This window comes from Bradyrhizobium cajani, from assembly GCF_009759665.1.
Taxonomy (GTDB): Bacteria; Pseudomonadota; Alphaproteobacteria; order Rhizobiales; family Xanthobacteraceae; genus Bradyrhizobium; species Bradyrhizobium cajani.
This window is the reverse complement of the sequence record NZ_WQNE01000001.1, coordinates 62,657-77,105: the sequence shown is the minus strand read 5'-3', so window position 1 is coordinate 77,105 and position 14,449 is coordinate 62,657. Positions and strand designations below refer to the sequence as shown.

Here is a 14,449-nt window from a genome sequence, read left to right as displayed (position 1 = left end):
CAGACGGCCATGGGCAGGGCTTGAAGGGGACGCGATGGCGGACGAGGGGATCATTGCGGCGGGGGAGGCGGCCGGCGTCGTCGCGCGCCTGAAGCACCGGATGATCGAGGAGGCGCTGCCGCTGTGGTCGACCGTCGGTTGGGATCATGCCGCAGGCGGCTTCATCGACCGGCTGCATCGCGACGGAACGGCGGACGGAGCCACGCCGCGGCGCGTGTTCGTGCAGGCGCGCCAGATCTGGTGCTTCGCCAAGGCGGCGCAGATGGGCTGGTACCCCGAGGGGCGCGCCATCGCTCTGAGGGGGCTGGAGCACCTGCTGGCCAAGGCCAAGGCGCCCGACGGCCGGCCGGGCTATGTGCACCGGCTGACGCCGGAAGGCGCGGTGCTCGACGCCCGGCGCGATGCCTACGATCACGCCTTCATCCTGTTCGCGCTCGCGGCGGTCTATGCGCTCGACCAGGACGCGCAGATTCGCGCCGAGATCGATACACTGCTCGCCTTCCTCGATGGCCATCTCCGCTCGCCGCATGGCGGCGTGCATGAAGGCCTGCCGGTGTCGCTGCCGCGGCGGCAGAACCCGCACATGCATCTGTTCGAGGCGATGATCGCCTGTTTCGAGGCGACTCACGATCTGTCGTTTCAGAATCGTGCCGGCGAGTTCTTCGCGCTGTTCCTCGCCAATCTCTACGACAAGCAGAAGCGCATCCTGACGGAGTACTTCGAGGAGGACTGGTCGAAGATCGAGCCGGTCAGCGTCGAGCCCGGTCACCAGGCGGAATGGGTCTGGCTGCTGAAGGGTTTCGAACGCATCACGGGATGCCCGACCGGGCAGCGCCGCGCCGAGTTGCTGGCGACGGCGCTGCGCTATCGCGACGAGGCGACCGGCTGTCTCGTCGACGAGGGCGACGCCAGCGGCAGTATCCGCCGCAGCACGCGCCGGCTGTGGCCGCAGAGCGAGATGGCGAAGGCGTGGATCGCGCAGGCCGAAGCCGGCGAGGCGGGTGCGGCGGATGAAGCGCGCGCGGCCCTGGCGCGGCTCGAGCGGCATTATCTCAGCCATCCCGTGCGGGGCGGCTGGTACGACCAGTTCGACCGCGACGGCAAATCGCTGGTCGACACCATTCCTGCGTCGTCGTTCTATCATGTTCTCTGCGCAGTCACGGAAGCGGAGCAGGTGCTGGGCTAGGCTCGACAGCGTTGTGGATCACAGCCAGCGCTTGCGCCGCTTGAAGCTTTTGAGGTTCTTGAAGCTCTTGCGCTGGTCGCCGGCACCGCCGAGATAGAATTCCTTGACGTCCTCATTGTCGCGCAACTCGTCGGCGGTGCCGTCGAGCACCACCTTGCCCTGCTCCATGATGTAGCCGTGGCTCGCCACCGACAGTGCGGCGCGCGCGTTCTGCTCGACCAGCAGGATGGTGACGCCGAGGTCGCGGTTGATCTTCTGGATGATCGAGAACACCTCTTTCACCAGCAGCGGCGACAGGCCCATCGAGGGCTCGTCCATCAGGATCATCTTCGGGCGCGCCATCAGCGCGCGGCCGATCGCGAGCATCTGCTGCTCGCCGCCGGAGAGATAGCCGGCAAGACCGGTGCGCTCCTTCAGACGCGGGAAATAGTTGAAGACCATGTCGATGTCGGCATCGACCTCGCGGTCCCGGCGGGTGAAGGCGCCGAGCTTGAGGTTCTCCAGCGAGGTCATGTCGGCGACGATGCGCCGGCCCTCCATGACCTGGAAGATGCCGCGGCGGACGATCTTGTCGGGATCGATGCCGGCGATAGCGGAGCCCTCGAACAGGATCTCGCCGCGCGTGACCTCGCCGTCCTCCGTCTTGAGCAGTCCCGAAATCGCCTTCAGCGTCGTCGACTTGCCGGCGCCGTTGGCGCCCAGCAGCGCCACGATCGCGCCCTTGGGCACGTCGAGGCTGAGGCCGCGCAGCACCAGGATGACGTCGTCATAGACGACCTCGATGTTGCGCACGGCGAGGAGGGCAGGTGCGGGCACGACGGTCGGGGTGGCGCGGGATGCTTCGAGGGTGTCGGTCATGTTGTCTCCGCTGTCGTCACAGCTTCAATCCGTCATTCCGGGGCGGTCCGGAGGACCGAACCCGGAATCTCGAGGTTCCGGGTTCGCCTCTTCGAGGCGCCCCGGAACGACGAACGGACTAGGCGCTCACCACCCCAGCAGTTCCGGCTTGCGCGGCAACTCCACGGTCTTGACCTTCTCGAGCTTGATCGTGCCCTTGGCCATGAGGTCGTTGAGGTCGCCGTCGGTCGCGCCTGAAACCTTGGTGCGGTAGAGGTCGACCTTCAGCGTGCCGCGATGGTCCTTGTCGGTCCAGGTCGAGGGATTGCAGACGCCTTCCATTCCCGCCGGCACCCAGTCCTTCTTCTGGTAGAATCCCTTGGCGACGTTGTCGCCGGTGGCGCCGCCATTCTTGGCGGCCCAGTCGAGCGCCTCCTTCATGTAGAGCGCCGAGCAGACGGCGGCGATGTAGTGCACAGGGCGATAGACCTTGCCGGTGGGATCGGACATCTTGGAGATTTCCATCAACGTCTTCATGCCGGGCGCATCACCGCCCCAGCTCACGGCGGTGCGCAGGGGGAAGATCACGCCGTTGGCGGCATCGCCTGCCGTCTTGGCGGCGTTTTCGTCCATGCCCCAGACATTGCCGAGGAACTGGATCTCGACACCCGCGGTCTTGCAGGCCTTCATCACCGAGATGTTCGAGGCCGCGGTATTGCCGAGATAGGCATAGTTGGCGCCCGAGGATTTCAGGCTCAGGCACTGCGCGCTGTAGTCGCCCGGTGCCAGCGCGAACACCAGCGGCGGCAGCACCTCGAAGCCGAGCTCCTGGGCCATGGCCTCGCCGGCGGCCTTCGGCGCGTTCGGATAGGGGTGGTTGGCGCCCATGTGCACGAATTTCGGCTTGCCGCCCTTGCCCTTGGCCTTCCAGTCTTCGGCCGCCCACATCAGCATGGCGCGCAGCGAGTCCGAATAGCTCGGGCCGTAGAAGAAGTTGTAGGGCGCAGGCTTGGCCTTGCCGCTGACGCCTTCGGGATCGGTCAGCGCTGCGGCATAGGAGGCGGACATGTCGGGAATCTTGTCCTGAGCGAGGAAACCGGTCAGCGCCTCGGTGTCCGCGGTGCCCCAGCCCATGATCGCGGCGACCTTCGAGTCCGGCGCCGACCACTTCTTGTAGAGCGCGATCGCGCGCGGCACCTGGTAGCCGTAGTCGTTGGTGTCGACGTTAAGCTGCTTGCCGCCGACGCCGCCGTTCTTGTTGACCCAGGCGAAGGTGTCGACCACGGCCTGGCCATAGGGCGTGCCGACGTCGGAGGTGCCGCCGGAATAATCGGCGAGATGCCCGATCGCGATCTGCGCCTGCGCGCCCGCCGAGAATGCGGCGATGGCCAGCGTGAGCGATGCGGTGCTCAAAAGGGACTTCATCGTCATGGGTCGGTTCCTCCTGTTATTGTTTAAGTGAAGTGACCGCTCTCAATGCGAGAACGGGTAGAGTTTCCAGTAAGCCTTGATCTGCCGCCAGCGATGCGCGAGCCCGTCCGGCTCGAACATGAGGAACGCGATGATGATCACCCCGATCGCAATCTCGCGCAGGAAGGTGATGTTGGTGTTGAGCGAGAGCGCCTTGTCGATCGCGCCGCCCTTCAGATGCAGGCTGATGAATTCCATTGTCTCCGGCAGCAGCACCACGAAGGCGGTGCCCATCAGCGTGCCCATGATCGAGCCGGTGCCGCCGATGATGATCATGGCGAGGAACAGGATCGAGCGCTCGATGCCGAACCCTTCCTGCGACACCACGAGCTGGTAGTGCGCATAGAGCGCGCCGGCGATGCCGGCGAAGAAGGCGGCAAGTCCGAACGACAGTGTGCGGTACTTGGTGAGGTTGATGCCCATGATCTCGGCGGAAAGATAATGGTCGCGGATCGCTACCAGGGCCCGGCCGTCGCGCGTGCGCATCAGATTGGTGACGAGGACGTAGCTCGCCAGCACATAGGCCAGCACGACGTAGAAATACTGCCTGTCGCCGCGCAGCGTGTAGCCGAAGATCGAGAACGGCTCGGCGCTTGCCGGCACCGACCCGCCCGAAAACCATTCGGCGCGGGAGAAGAAGTCGAGCAGGATGTATTGCGCGGCGAGCGTCGCGATGACGAGATAGAGCCCCTTCAGCCGCGCCGCGGGAATGCCGAAGATCAGGCCGACCAGCGCAGTGACGACGCCGGCGAGCGGGATCGCGAAGAACACCGGGATCGGCGCGTTGTTGGAGATGTAGGCCGAGGTGAAGGCGCCGAGCAGGAAGAAGGCGGCGTGCCCGATCGAGATCTGGCCGGTGAAGCCGACCAGGATGTTCAGCCCGAGCGCCGCGATCGAGAAGATGCCGATCTGGATCAGGATGCTGAGCCAGTAGCCGCTGAAGAATTGCGGCGCCAGGCACAGCAGCAACACACCGGCGATCGCGAAGTTGCGGCTGGTCGTGGTCGGAAAGATCGTGGTGTCCGCGGCGTAAGAGGTGCGGAAATCACCAGCGGGGATGAGAGCAGGGCCGGCCATGGGTCAGATCCGTTCGATGTCGTGGGTGCCGAACAGGCCGTAGGGCTTGATCATCAGCACGATGATGAGGACGTAGAACGGCGCAATCTCGTAGAGATTGCCCCAGTGCAGGTACTCGCTGTCGACATATTGCGCGACGTTTTCGAGCAGCCCGATGATGATGCCGCCGAGCACGGCGCCGCCGACGGAATCAAGTCCGCCAAGGATCGCCGCCGGGAACACCTTGATGCCGTAGGCGGCAAGGCCCGAGGAGACGCCGTTGACCACGGCGACGACGACGCCCGCGACCGCCGACACGGTCGCCGAGATCGCCCACGCCATCGCGAACACGCTCTTGACGGAGATGCCAAGCGACTGCGCGACCTGCTGGTTGAACGCGGTCGCGCGCATGGCAAGGCCATATTTCGAGGCGCGGAAGAACCAGGCCATGCCGATCATCATCGCAACCGAGACCACGAGGCTCATGACGTAGACGGTCTGGATCTGGAGGCCGAGCAGGCTGACCGACTGGCTCTCGAACACGCGCGGGAACGGCTGCGGGTTGACGCCGAACATCCATTTCAGCGTCGCCTGCAATACCGTGGACAGGCCGATCGTCACCATGATCACCGAGATGATGGGCTCGCCGATCATCGGCCGCAGGATGAGAACCTGGACCGCGATGCCGAACACGAACATGAACACCAGGGTGATCGGCATGCCGATCCAGAACGGCACCTGGTATTTCGCCAGCAGCGCCCAGCACACCCAGGCGCCGACCAGCAGCAGCTCGCCTTGCGCGAAGTTGACGACCTGCGTCGCCTTGTAGATCAGCACGAACGACATCGCGACCACGCCATAGAGCGTACCGACCACGAGGCCGTTGACCAGGAGCTGGATGAGGAAGGCGGTGTTCATGTGATATGCTGTCCTTCGCCTCTCCCCGCCTGCGGGGAGAGGCCGACGCGCGGAACGCGCGGCGGGTGAGGGGGAGTCTCCGCATGCGAGGTGCTGATGAGTCCAAGACCGAGCGCGCAAGAGGCCTGCGAGCCGCGTTGACGGATGCCGAGGGGACGCTCTGGTATCGCCTGCGTGCCCGTAGGTTGAACGGCTACAAGTTCGTTCGGCAGGAGCCGATCGGGCCCTACACCGTGGATTTCATTTGCCGTGAGGCCCGCCTGATCATTGAAGTCGACGGTGGCCAACACGCCGACAACCCGCGCGACGCTGTGCGCGACAAATGGCTGATCGAGCGCAATTATCGGATCTTGCGCTTTTGAAACAACGATGTTTCCCGCAACTCGGCCGGCGTCCTCGATACGATTGTCACCGCCCTCGCGGAGGCTCCCCCTCACCCGGATCGCTGACGCGCTCCGGCCTCTCCCCGCAAGCGGGGAGAGGCGAAGGACAGCACCGGGCGCAGCGGTAGACTGTATCACTCCGCAGCCTCCGCCATGTGTCCGTGACCGCCCAGATCCACCACGCGCAGGGTCGTGCGCACCCGCTGCGTGGTGCCGTCCTGGAAGCGGATCACGGTGTCGACGGGGATGTCGGCATCGCCGCGGTAGATCGCGTCGATGATGCCTTCATATTTCTCGTTGATGACGCCGCGGCGTACCTTTCTGGTGCGGGTGAGCTCGCCGTCGTCGGCATCGAGCTCCTTGTAGAGCAGCAGGAAGCGCGAGATGCGCTGCGCCGGCGGCAGCGTGGCGTTGACGGTCTCGACCTCCTTCTGGAGCAGCGCATAGACTTCGGGCCGCGAGGCAAGGTCGCTGTAGGTGGTGAAGGAGAGGCGGTTCTTCTCCGCCCATTTCGAGATGATGGAGTAGCGGATGCAGATCATCGCCGCCAGCGCGTCGCGGCCGGCGCCAAGCACCACGGCCTCGGCGATATAGGGCGAGAATTTCAGCTTGTTCTCGATGAACTGCGGCGAAAATCGCTCGCCGCGCGAGGTCTCGGCGAGATCCTTGATGCGGTCGATGACGACGAGTTGCTTGTCCTCGTTGAAATAGCCGGCATCACCGGACAACATCCAGCCGTCCTTGATGTCGGCAACGCTCGCCTCGGGGTTCTTGTAATAGCCGAGGAACATGTTGGGGTGCCGCACCACGATCTCGCCGACGCCGTGGACGTCGGCATTGTCGATGCGGATTTCGACGCTGTCGGCCATCGGCACGCCGGTGGTGTCGGGATCGACCTTGCCCTCGGGATGCAGCGTGTAGGCGCCCAGGAGTTCGGTCTGGCCGTAGAGTGTGCGCAGCGGCACACCCATGGCCTGGAAGAACTTGAAGGTGTCGGGCCCGAGTGCCGCGCCGCCGGTCGCGGCCGAGCGCAGGCGGGTGAAGCCAAGGCGGTCGCGCAGCGCGCGGAACAGGATCGCGTCCGCAAGGCCCGAACGCTTGCCCTGCTTGAGCGCGGCAAGACCCGACTTCATGCCGATATCGAACAGGCGCTGCTTGAAGGGCGTGGCGTCCATTACCTTGGCGCGGACGTCGGCGGCGATCGATTCCCAGACGCGCGGGGCGAACAGCACGAAGGTCGGCGCGATCTCGCGCAGATCGTTCATCATCGTGTCGGGCTCTTCGACGAAGTTGATCTTCATCCGGCACAAGAGGCCTTTGCCGAGCACATAGACCTGCTCCATGATCCAGGGCAGCGGCAGCACCGAGACATATTCGTCGTCGGGTCCCTTCGGGTCGAAGGCGAGGTAGGTCGCGCAATGGCCGAGCACGCGGCCGGCGGCGAGCATCGCAAGCTTTGGATGCGACGTCGTGCCCGATGTCGTGCAGAGGATCGCGACATCCTCGCCCTTGGTCGCGTCCACGAGCCGATCGTAAAGCTCTGGCTCGCGCGCAGCGCGGGCGCGGCCGAACTCGGCGAATTTCTCCGCCGACATCAGCCTGGGATCGTCATATTTCCGCATCCCGCGCGGATCGGAATAGATGATGTGCTTCAGCTTCGGCACGCGCTCGGCCAGCGCGAGCAGCTTGTCGACCTGCTCCTCGTCCTCGGCGAAGACAAGTTGTGCCTCGCCATAGGTGAGGAGGTACGAGGCTTCCTCGTCCAGCACGTCGCGATAAAGCCCGAGGCTCAGTCCGCCGATGGCATGGGTCGCGACTTCCGCCGCAACCCAGTCCGGCCGGTTGTCGCCGATGATGCCGATGACGTCGCCGCGGCCGAGGCCGAGTTCGACGAGGCCGAGCGCGAAGTCGCGCACCCGCCTCTGGTAGTCGCTCCAGGTGAACAGCCGCCAGAGCCCGAGATCCTTTTCGCGCAGCGCGATCTCGTTGCCATGCTCCTTCGCGTTGAGCCGGAGCATCTTTGGATAGGTGTCGGCCTGGGCGACGCGTCCTGCGTAATCCATCATGCCGCGCTCTCCTGCGCCGGCGAGGCGTCGTCCGGGTCGACCAGCACCTCGTCTTCTTCACCGAGATAGGCGCGCTTGACGTGGGGATCTGCGAGCACGGCAGCGGGATCGCCCTCGGCGATCTTGCGGCCGAAATCCAGCACCATGACGCGGTGGGAGATGTCCATCACCACGCCCATGTCGTGCTCGATCATCACCACCGTCATCCCGAACTCCTCGTTCAGGTCGACGATGTAGCGGGCCATGTCCTCCTTCTCCTCGAAGTTCATGCCGGCCATCGGCTCGTCGAGGAGGATGAGGCGCGGCTCCAGCGCCATGGCGCGGGCAAGCTCCACGCGCTTGCGCAGGCCATAGGAGAGGGTGCCGGCGGTGGCCTTGCGCACCGACTGGAGATCGAGGAAGTCGATGATCTCCTCGACCTTGCGGCGGTGCTCGAGCTCCTCCTTGCGCGCGCCGGTGAGCCAGTACAGCGAGCCCGTGAGAAAATTGTTCTTCAGGAGGTGATGGCGGCCGACCATGATGTTGTCGAGCACGCTCATGTGGTGGAACAGCGCCAGGTTCTGGAAGGTGCGGCCGACGCCGAGCGAGGCACGGGCATTCGGCGTCAAACCGGTGATGTCGCGGCCCTGGTAGAACAGCTGCCCTTCGGTCGGCTTGTAGCGGCCGGAAATACAGTTCACGATCGAGGTCTTGCCGGCGCCGTTGGGGCCGATGATCGAGAACAGCTCGCCCTCCTTGATGGCGAAGCTGACATCGGTCAGCGCACGGACGCCGCCGAATCGCAGGGACACGCCGCGCACTTCGAGACTGGTAGCCACCAAACAAATCCCTCCCGGTGATGGCGCTTTCAGTGGCGCTCTTCATCCGTTGTTTTCGGGCGATCCTAGTACGGTCGTCCCGGTGAGGCCATGCAGCCATTGGTCTCGACCGGACCCGCGCCACCCTCGTTCCCATCAGGGATCAAAAGCCGCATCGCCCAAGGTGGTTCTCAATACGGGAAAGCGCTATTTTGAAATGTCTTCGGCCTGACAATTCGGCGACAAAGTTTTTTCGGGCGGGACGGCGTCCATCTTTCGTCGGATGGCCGCCGAGGTGATCGTGTTGCAGTGCAGCAGAAGGGCGGAGTGACGAAACGGTGCGGCTGGCCCCTCCATCATGATTTCAGAGGATCATCTGAAGCGCGTCGCCGCCTGGTCGCGTGAGCTCACGAACGCGGAGATCGAGGTCGCACGCGCCGGTATCACCGAGCGGTCCTACGGCACCGGCGAGACCGTGTTCATGCGCGGCGACACCTTCGACTATTGGGCCGGCATGGTCTTTGGCCTTGCCCGGATGGGCGGGGTGTCGCGCGACGGCAAGGAGACGAGTCTGGCCGGGCTGACGGCAGGGGCCTGGTTCGGCGAAGGCAGCGTGCTCAAGAACGAGCCGCGTCGCTATGACGTGGTCGCGCTACGCGACAGCCGCGTCGCGCTGATGGAACGCAGCGCCTTCATGTGGCTGTTCGAGAACAGCGTCGGCTTCAACCGCTTCCTGGTCCGCCAGCTCAACGAGCGGCTCGGCCAGTTCATCGGCATGCTCGAGGTCAACCGCACGCTGGACGCCACCGCGCGCCTCGCCCGCAGCATTGCCTCGCTGTTCAACCCGATCCTCTATCCGGAATCGACCGCGCATCTGGAAATCACCCAGGAGGAGATCGGCGCGCTGTCCGGCATGTCCCGGCAGAACGCCAACCGCGCGCTGAACCGGCTGGAGAAGGAGGGGCTGCTGCGGCTCGAATATGGCGGCGTCACCATTCTCGATATCGAGCGGCTCAGGAGTTACGGGGACTGACGACATGCTCTCGCCGGATCGGCCGGTGCTCATCGAATTCGTCGATCGCGAATCGGACTCGCCTTACGTCGAGCGCGTATGGCGGAGCCGGAGCCGGAGCGGCGGCTCGTTCCTGTCGATGGCCGAGGGGAATATCGAGCTCGTCGTCACCAGGTTGCCGGAGTTTTCGGCGGTGACGCTGAGAGGCCCGGTGACACGCGGAGCTCTCGTCGAATGTCCGCCGAATGGCGAATGGCTCGCGATCCGATTTCGCCTGGGGACCTACCTGCCGGCGATACCGACGGCCGCGTTGATTGACCGTCAGGACATCCATTTGCCGGTGCTCTCTGGCTGCCGTTTCCTGCTTGCGGATCTGAGCTGGGACATCCCTAGCTATGACGATGCGGAGCTCCTCGTTGCCCGCCTGGCGCGCGCCGGCGTCATCGCGCGCAGCGATGCCACCGATGCGGCGGTCGAGAGCGACGTCGACTGGATGAGCCAGCGTTCGGTGCAGCGACACTTTCGCCGGGTCACAGGCATGACGTTTAGCAGCTATCAGCAGATCCAGCGTGCGCGGCACGCGGCGGCCTTGCTGGTGAGCGGGAGCTCGGTCCTCGACGCGACATCCGGCGCCGGCTATTTCGATCAGGCGCACCTGACCCGTTCGGTCAGGCAACTGATCGGCATGACGCCTGCGCGCCTCGCGCGCGAGCGTCCGCAATTGTCGTTTTCGTACAAGACGACGATGTCCTGACCGCGGTACTCGTGGCTATTCCGGCCTTGGTGGCGGGAGTGGAAGGCGGGGAGTGCTGTCGTGAGTTTTCAGGCTTACCTCGACAATATCGAGGCCAAGACCGGCAAGAGCCCGGACCAGTTCCGCAAATGGGGCAAGGCCAAGGGGTTTTCGACCGGAACGGGACTTGCGGCCGGGGTGAAGGTCGGCGCCATCGTGGCCGCGCTGAAGGAGGAGTTCGGCCTTGGTCATGGCCATGCCATGGCGATCGTCGCCCTTTTGAAGGGAAAGAAGTCGTAAGGTGATGACAATGAGCAAGTCGAGACGCGTGACCGGCCTCGTGATGAGCGGGCTTGTCATCGCCTTCATGCTGTTCGACGTCGGGATGAAGCTTGTCCCGCTGGACGTGGTGATCAAGGCAACGGCCGAGCTGGGCTATCCTCCTTCACCCGACCTGGCGCGAGCGCTGGGCGTCGTGGCTCTGGGCTGCACGGCGCTCTATGCCTTTCCTCGAACGGCCGTGCTCGGCGCAATCCTGCTGACGGCCTATATGGGCGGCACCGTCGCGTCTCATTTGCGCGTCGGCAATCCGCTGTTCAGCCATATGCTGTTCGGCGTGTATCTGGCCGTCCTTGCATGGGGCGGCCTCTATCTGCGCGACAGCCGGATTGCAGCGCTGCTGCCACTGAGATCGCCATCAGCGTAAGTCCGGGACTGCTCCCCCGTCATCGCGCATTGGCCGGAGCGTGCGCTGGCCACAGATCGGCGCGCCAACGGATGGAGATTGCCTGGTTCGGCGAAGGCAGCGCGGCGGCTCAGGCACCGCGGGGACGCATGAGCGCCGTAGTTTGCCCGGCTTTTGCGTCAGAACAGTGACGCGCGCTGGCAGCGTCGCGGGCGCCGGCTGTTCGGCCGTCGTCGACAACGATGTGCTCGATGTTCTCCCGGTCTGGTTCAGAACCGATTGGTCGTCTCAGGCAGCAAGCCAGCGCGATTGAGAGTAGGCGTTAGATGCTGACTGGCGGCTCATTCATTCGGTCCTTCCGGAACTGACGCGCGCGGGATCGGATGCCAGAACGGCGCTAGATGGTGCCTCATGACTTACAGGCGCTCTCTTTGCAAAATAGAACCGCTCTACGATCAGGTAACTAATGAGCGCCAATAGAACTGCACCGGCGAAACTGAGGGCGGCGAGAATCACGAGTGGAACAACGTCGCCTGCATCGGAAACGACAAAATACCGTCTTGCGCGGAAGGCGATGACGATCGCGACGGAGTGAAGAAGGTAGAATGAATAGGAGATCATCCCAAGCCAAGCGAGCGGTCTCCACGAAAGCGCGCGAGCCAACGCTCCTCGCTTGCTCACAGCTTTACACAGGACGATGATACTCAGGCCCGAAAACAGCCAGGTAAATTGCCAGTCAATAATGTAGCCGAGTGTGAACAGGGTCGTCGTAAGCAGGTAGATCGAGACGATTGCTACGTCTGGGCAGATATTCGCGACACGTTCGATTTGCTCGCGACTCAGGCATCCAACGCCCGCGCCGACAAACAGGAAAATGAAAGATCGGAGGTCCATCCCGAATTGCAGTGGACCGTAAGCGAAAATCAGGCCGCCCACGATTGTAGACGCAATTGCCGGCAATCCAGCCCATCGTCCTATCAGCAGAACAACAGGAAAGAGGAGGTAGAACACCATCTCGTAGAACAGCGACCACGTCACGTTGTTGAAAACGATGCCGGGTATTCCCAATGACGGAATCGCATTGAGGAAGACCAAGTTTCCGATCAAGGTTTGGATGTCGGGAAATTGCGCGCCAATAGACGCTCCTCCTGCAAGACAGATCACCAAGGCGAGCAGGAACGCGGGATAAACCCGTACGATACGGTTCCTAATGAAGGTCAGGTAAACACAGTCGGCGCTTTGCGAAATCTTCGAGATCAGAAATCCACTCAATATAAAGAAGATCGAGACGCCGTGGTGAGAGTGATAAAGCCAATACAATATCTTATCGAACAGGCTCGGAAGGCTTGCTAGCGGAACGCTATTTGGATTGGCGCCACGAAAAGTTGCAAGGTAGCCGCCGAAGAAGTGCACGTTGAAGGTCAGAATCACGGCAACAGCACGAATGCCATCAAGACTTTGATTTCGTTTCTTAGATACCTGAGCTGACAGCCACATCTAGATAGACTCGTGCATCGGCGAGAGGCGTATTGGAAAAATCGAACTCATGCGGTTCTGCCCCAGCGTCAAAAGCCGCTCAAATGACTGCCGGAATAGGTCGTTCGGGCGCTGCTAACCTGCCATATTCTACCGTCGTCTCCGAGTCTACCACCGTCCCGAGCGGTCACACGTCTGGCTCCCTTCAGCCTGTACTAGGCCGTCCCGCGTCGAGCAACTACCCCTATCATGCAGAGCATCAGATGGGTTTCATTTGCGATGAGCACGGGCAACCCGCTTGAGGCCCTGGCTATGCAGCGGGCCGGCTTCATGCGCCACGGCAGGCCCTTGGCCAGCCGTAGATCTGGTCGGTCGCCGCGCGACCGGCACCGGTTCCCAATCGCAATGTGATTCCAGATCAGCTGCCAGGCTGTGCTTCGCGGACGATCGGCTGCTCGTCACCTCGCATTGGCCGGGGCGTGTGTCGGCCAGAGGTCAGCGCGCCAGCGAATGGCGATCGCCAGCATCGCGAGGATGCCCGAGATCGCATAGAGCGAGCCCGTCGCGGCATAGCCGATGACGTCGATCAGGCTGCCCGCCGCGAGCAATCCGATCGGCAGGCCGTAGATCACCATCATGCGGACCCCCATGACGCGGCCGCGCAGATGTGCGCTCGCTGCCTTCATCAGGATGACGGCTGCCGAGATCATCGACATGCTCTGGGCGATGCCGGCGAGAACGAGGCAGGCCATCGCCACCGGCATGGTCCTGACCTCGACGAACACCAGCAGCATGGCGTACCAGGCCAGCGTCGCGCCGATCAGAAGCCGGGCAATGCGCACCCCGCTGACGAGGCTGAGCGTGATGGAACCGATCAGCGAGCCGACGGCGAAGCTCGCCGAGAGATAGCCGAGGCCGGTCTGGTCGGTGTGAAAGATCTCCCGCGCGATGTAGGGCAGCAATCCGCCAGTGAAGGGAAATGCGGTGAGATTGGCGAGGAAAGCGACGCACAGCGCCGCGCGCATCCCCGGGCCATTCCAGGCATAAACGACCCCTTCCTTCAGGTCGCCGAGCAATCGGGAAATGGCGTGGCCGTTCGCCGGAAGATCGCTCGTGGTGACGGTCCTTTTCGGCCGGGTCAGGCAGAGCATGAGAAGCGCGGCCACGAAGTAGAGACACGCGATCGCCACATAAACGAAGCCGATGCCGAGGACTGCGAACAGCCCCGCGCCGGTCAACGCCCCGGCGATGCGGGCGCTGTCCTGGGTCGTGCGCGCAACGCTGATCGCGCCCACCAGTTGCTCGGCCGGCATGATCTCGGCAAGCAGCGCGCCGCGCACGCCGAGATCCGAGGGGCGAATCAGGCCCATGATCGCGACGATGATCATGACGCTCAGCGGCGACAGGTGACCGGTCAGCGCCAGAACCATGATGGTTGACGAGAGCACCGTATAGGCAAGACATTGCGACCAGGAGATCTCGATGACCCATGCGGTCGCCGATCATGCCGAACACCGGCGCAACCAGTGTCCCGACGAACTGGAGCGACGCCAGCACGGTGAGCAGCAGCACCGAACCGGTCTCGACCATGATGTACCAGCCGAGCACCAGCGTCTCGACCTCGAACGCCCATGAGGTGAGCAGGTCGGACGGCCACTGGAAGCGATAGTTGCGGATGCGGAATGGCGCGAGCGCGGAAGGTCGTACGGCTGTGCTCAAGATGCGATGACGGGTTTCACGGCGATTCCCTGCCCTTATTATTCGTTCTTCTGTTCTTGAGCGTAGTACCGGCGACGCGAGTGTCAATTGACGCTACGGCATGCCGCCATG

14 protein-coding genes and 1 pseudogene are annotated in these 14,449 nt (G+C 63.6%); 7 read left to right on the top strand and 8 right to left on the bottom strand.

The window, feature by feature from the left end; all coding sequences use genetic code 11:
- The first annotated feature begins 34 nt into the window (after window positions 1–34).
- Window positions 35–1,186, top strand: a complete 1,152-nt coding sequence (locus GPL20_RS00330) for an AGE family epimerase/isomerase (RefSeq protein ID WP_167532826.1) — start codon at window positions 35–37, stop codon at window positions 1,184–1,186.
- Window positions 1,187–1,204: 18 nt separating this feature from the next.
- Here the strand turns inward: GPL20_RS00330 and GPL20_RS00325 are convergent, their stop codons facing one another.
- From GPL20_RS00325 to GPL20_RS00310, 4 genes are all read right to left on the bottom strand, one after another.
- Window positions 1,205–2,044, bottom strand: a complete 840-nt coding sequence (locus GPL20_RS00325) for an ABC transporter ATP-binding protein (protein ID WP_157326830.1) — start codon at window positions 2,042–2,044, stop codon at window positions 1,205–1,207.
- Between the two features lie 126 nt (window positions 2,045–2,170).
- Window positions 2,171–3,454: an ABC transporter substrate-binding protein gene (locus GPL20_RS00320; RefSeq protein ID WP_157326829.1), complete on the bottom strand. Its 1,284-nt coding sequence runs from the start codon at window positions 3,452–3,454 to the stop codon at window positions 2,171–2,173.
- Window positions 3,455–3,496: 42 nt separating this feature from the next.
- On the bottom strand, window positions 3,497–4,570 hold the full coding sequence (locus tag GPL20_RS00315; RefSeq protein WP_157326828.1) for a branched-chain amino acid ABC transporter permease: 1,074 nt from the start codon (window positions 4,568–4,570) through the stop codon (window positions 3,497–3,499).
- Window positions 4,571–4,573: 3 nt separating this feature from the next.
- Window positions 4,574–5,467 (bottom strand): branched-chain amino acid ABC transporter permease, encoded by an 894-nt coding sequence (locus GPL20_RS00310; RefSeq protein ID WP_157326827.1) that lies wholly within the window; start codon window positions 5,465–5,467, stop codon window positions 4,574–4,576.
- Between the two features lie 83 nt (window positions 5,468–5,550).
- Between GPL20_RS00310 and GPL20_RS00305 the strand changes: the two genes are divergently transcribed.
- The gene (locus GPL20_RS00305) at window positions 5,551–5,829 is read left to right on the top strand and encodes an endonuclease domain-containing protein (RefSeq protein WP_246249973.1); all 279 of its coding nucleotides are present in this window, start codon (window positions 5,551–5,553) and stop codon (window positions 5,827–5,829) included.
- A gap of 155 nt (window positions 5,830–5,984) precedes the next feature.
- On the opposite strand, the gene GPL20_RS00300 is transcribed toward GPL20_RS00305, so the two are convergent.
- Together GPL20_RS00300 and GPL20_RS00295 are read right to left on the bottom strand one after the other, a co-directional pair.
- On the bottom strand, window positions 5,985–7,916 hold the full coding sequence (locus GPL20_RS00300) for a long-chain fatty acid--CoA ligase (protein ID WP_157326826.1): 1,932 nt from the start codon (window positions 7,914–7,916) through the stop codon (window positions 5,985–5,987).
- Window positions 7,913–8,734 (bottom strand): ABC transporter ATP-binding protein, encoded by an 822-nt coding sequence (locus GPL20_RS00295; RefSeq protein WP_254125627.1) that lies wholly within the window; start codon window positions 8,732–8,734, stop codon window positions 7,913–7,915. Before GPL20_RS00295 ends, GPL20_RS00300 begins: the two co-directional genes overlap by 4 nt.
- A 337-nt stretch (window positions 8,735–9,071) precedes the next feature.
- Here GPL20_RS00295 and GPL20_RS00290 point away from each other — a divergent pair, with 337 nt between their 5' ends.
- Genes GPL20_RS00290 through GPL20_RS00275 form a run of 4 tightly spaced genes read left to right on the top strand, consistent with a single transcriptional unit; the run spans window position 9,072 to window position 11,164 of the window.
- The gene (locus GPL20_RS00290; RefSeq protein ID WP_157326824.1) at window positions 9,072–9,746 is read left to right on the top strand and encodes a Crp/Fnr family transcriptional regulator; all 675 of its coding nucleotides are present in this window, start codon (window positions 9,072–9,074) and stop codon (window positions 9,744–9,746) included.
- A 4-nt stretch (window positions 9,747–9,750) separates the two neighbouring features.
- Window positions 9,751–10,479, top strand: a complete 729-nt coding sequence (locus GPL20_RS00285) for a helix-turn-helix domain-containing protein (RefSeq protein ID WP_157326823.1) — start codon at window positions 9,751–9,753, stop codon at window positions 10,477–10,479.
- A 60-nt stretch (window positions 10,480–10,539) separates the two neighbouring features.
- The gene (locus GPL20_RS00280; protein ID WP_212433194.1) at window positions 10,540–10,758 is read left to right on the top strand and encodes a DUF4287 domain-containing protein; all 219 of its coding nucleotides are present in this window, start codon (window positions 10,540–10,542) and stop codon (window positions 10,756–10,758) included.
- 10 nt (window positions 10,759–10,768) lie between these two features.
- The gene (locus GPL20_RS00275; RefSeq protein ID WP_373568237.1) at window positions 10,769–11,164 is read left to right on the top strand and encodes a DoxX family protein; all 396 of its coding nucleotides are present in this window, start codon (window positions 10,769–10,771) and stop codon (window positions 11,162–11,164) included.
- A 324-nt stretch (window positions 11,165–11,488) separates the two neighbouring features.
- On the opposite strand, the gene GPL20_RS00270 is transcribed toward GPL20_RS00275, so the two are convergent.
- A complete protein-coding gene (locus GPL20_RS00270) occupies window positions 11,489–12,640 on the bottom strand; it encodes an acyltransferase family protein (protein ID WP_157326821.1) in 1,152 nt (383 codons plus the stop codon).
- Window positions 12,641–13,077: 437 nt separating this feature from the next.
- Window positions 13,078–14,176, bottom strand: a pseudogene (locus GPL20_RS00265) (MFS transporter).
- Here GPL20_RS00265 and GPL20_RS39260 point away from each other — a divergent pair.
- Entirely contained in the window at window positions 14,109–14,288 is a 180-nt protein-coding gene (locus GPL20_RS39260; protein ID WP_246250069.1) for a hypothetical protein, read from the top strand. The pseudogene GPL20_RS00265 and the gene GPL20_RS39260 overlap by 68 nt on opposite strands.
- The last annotated feature ends 161 nt before the right edge of the window (window positions 14,289–14,449 follow it).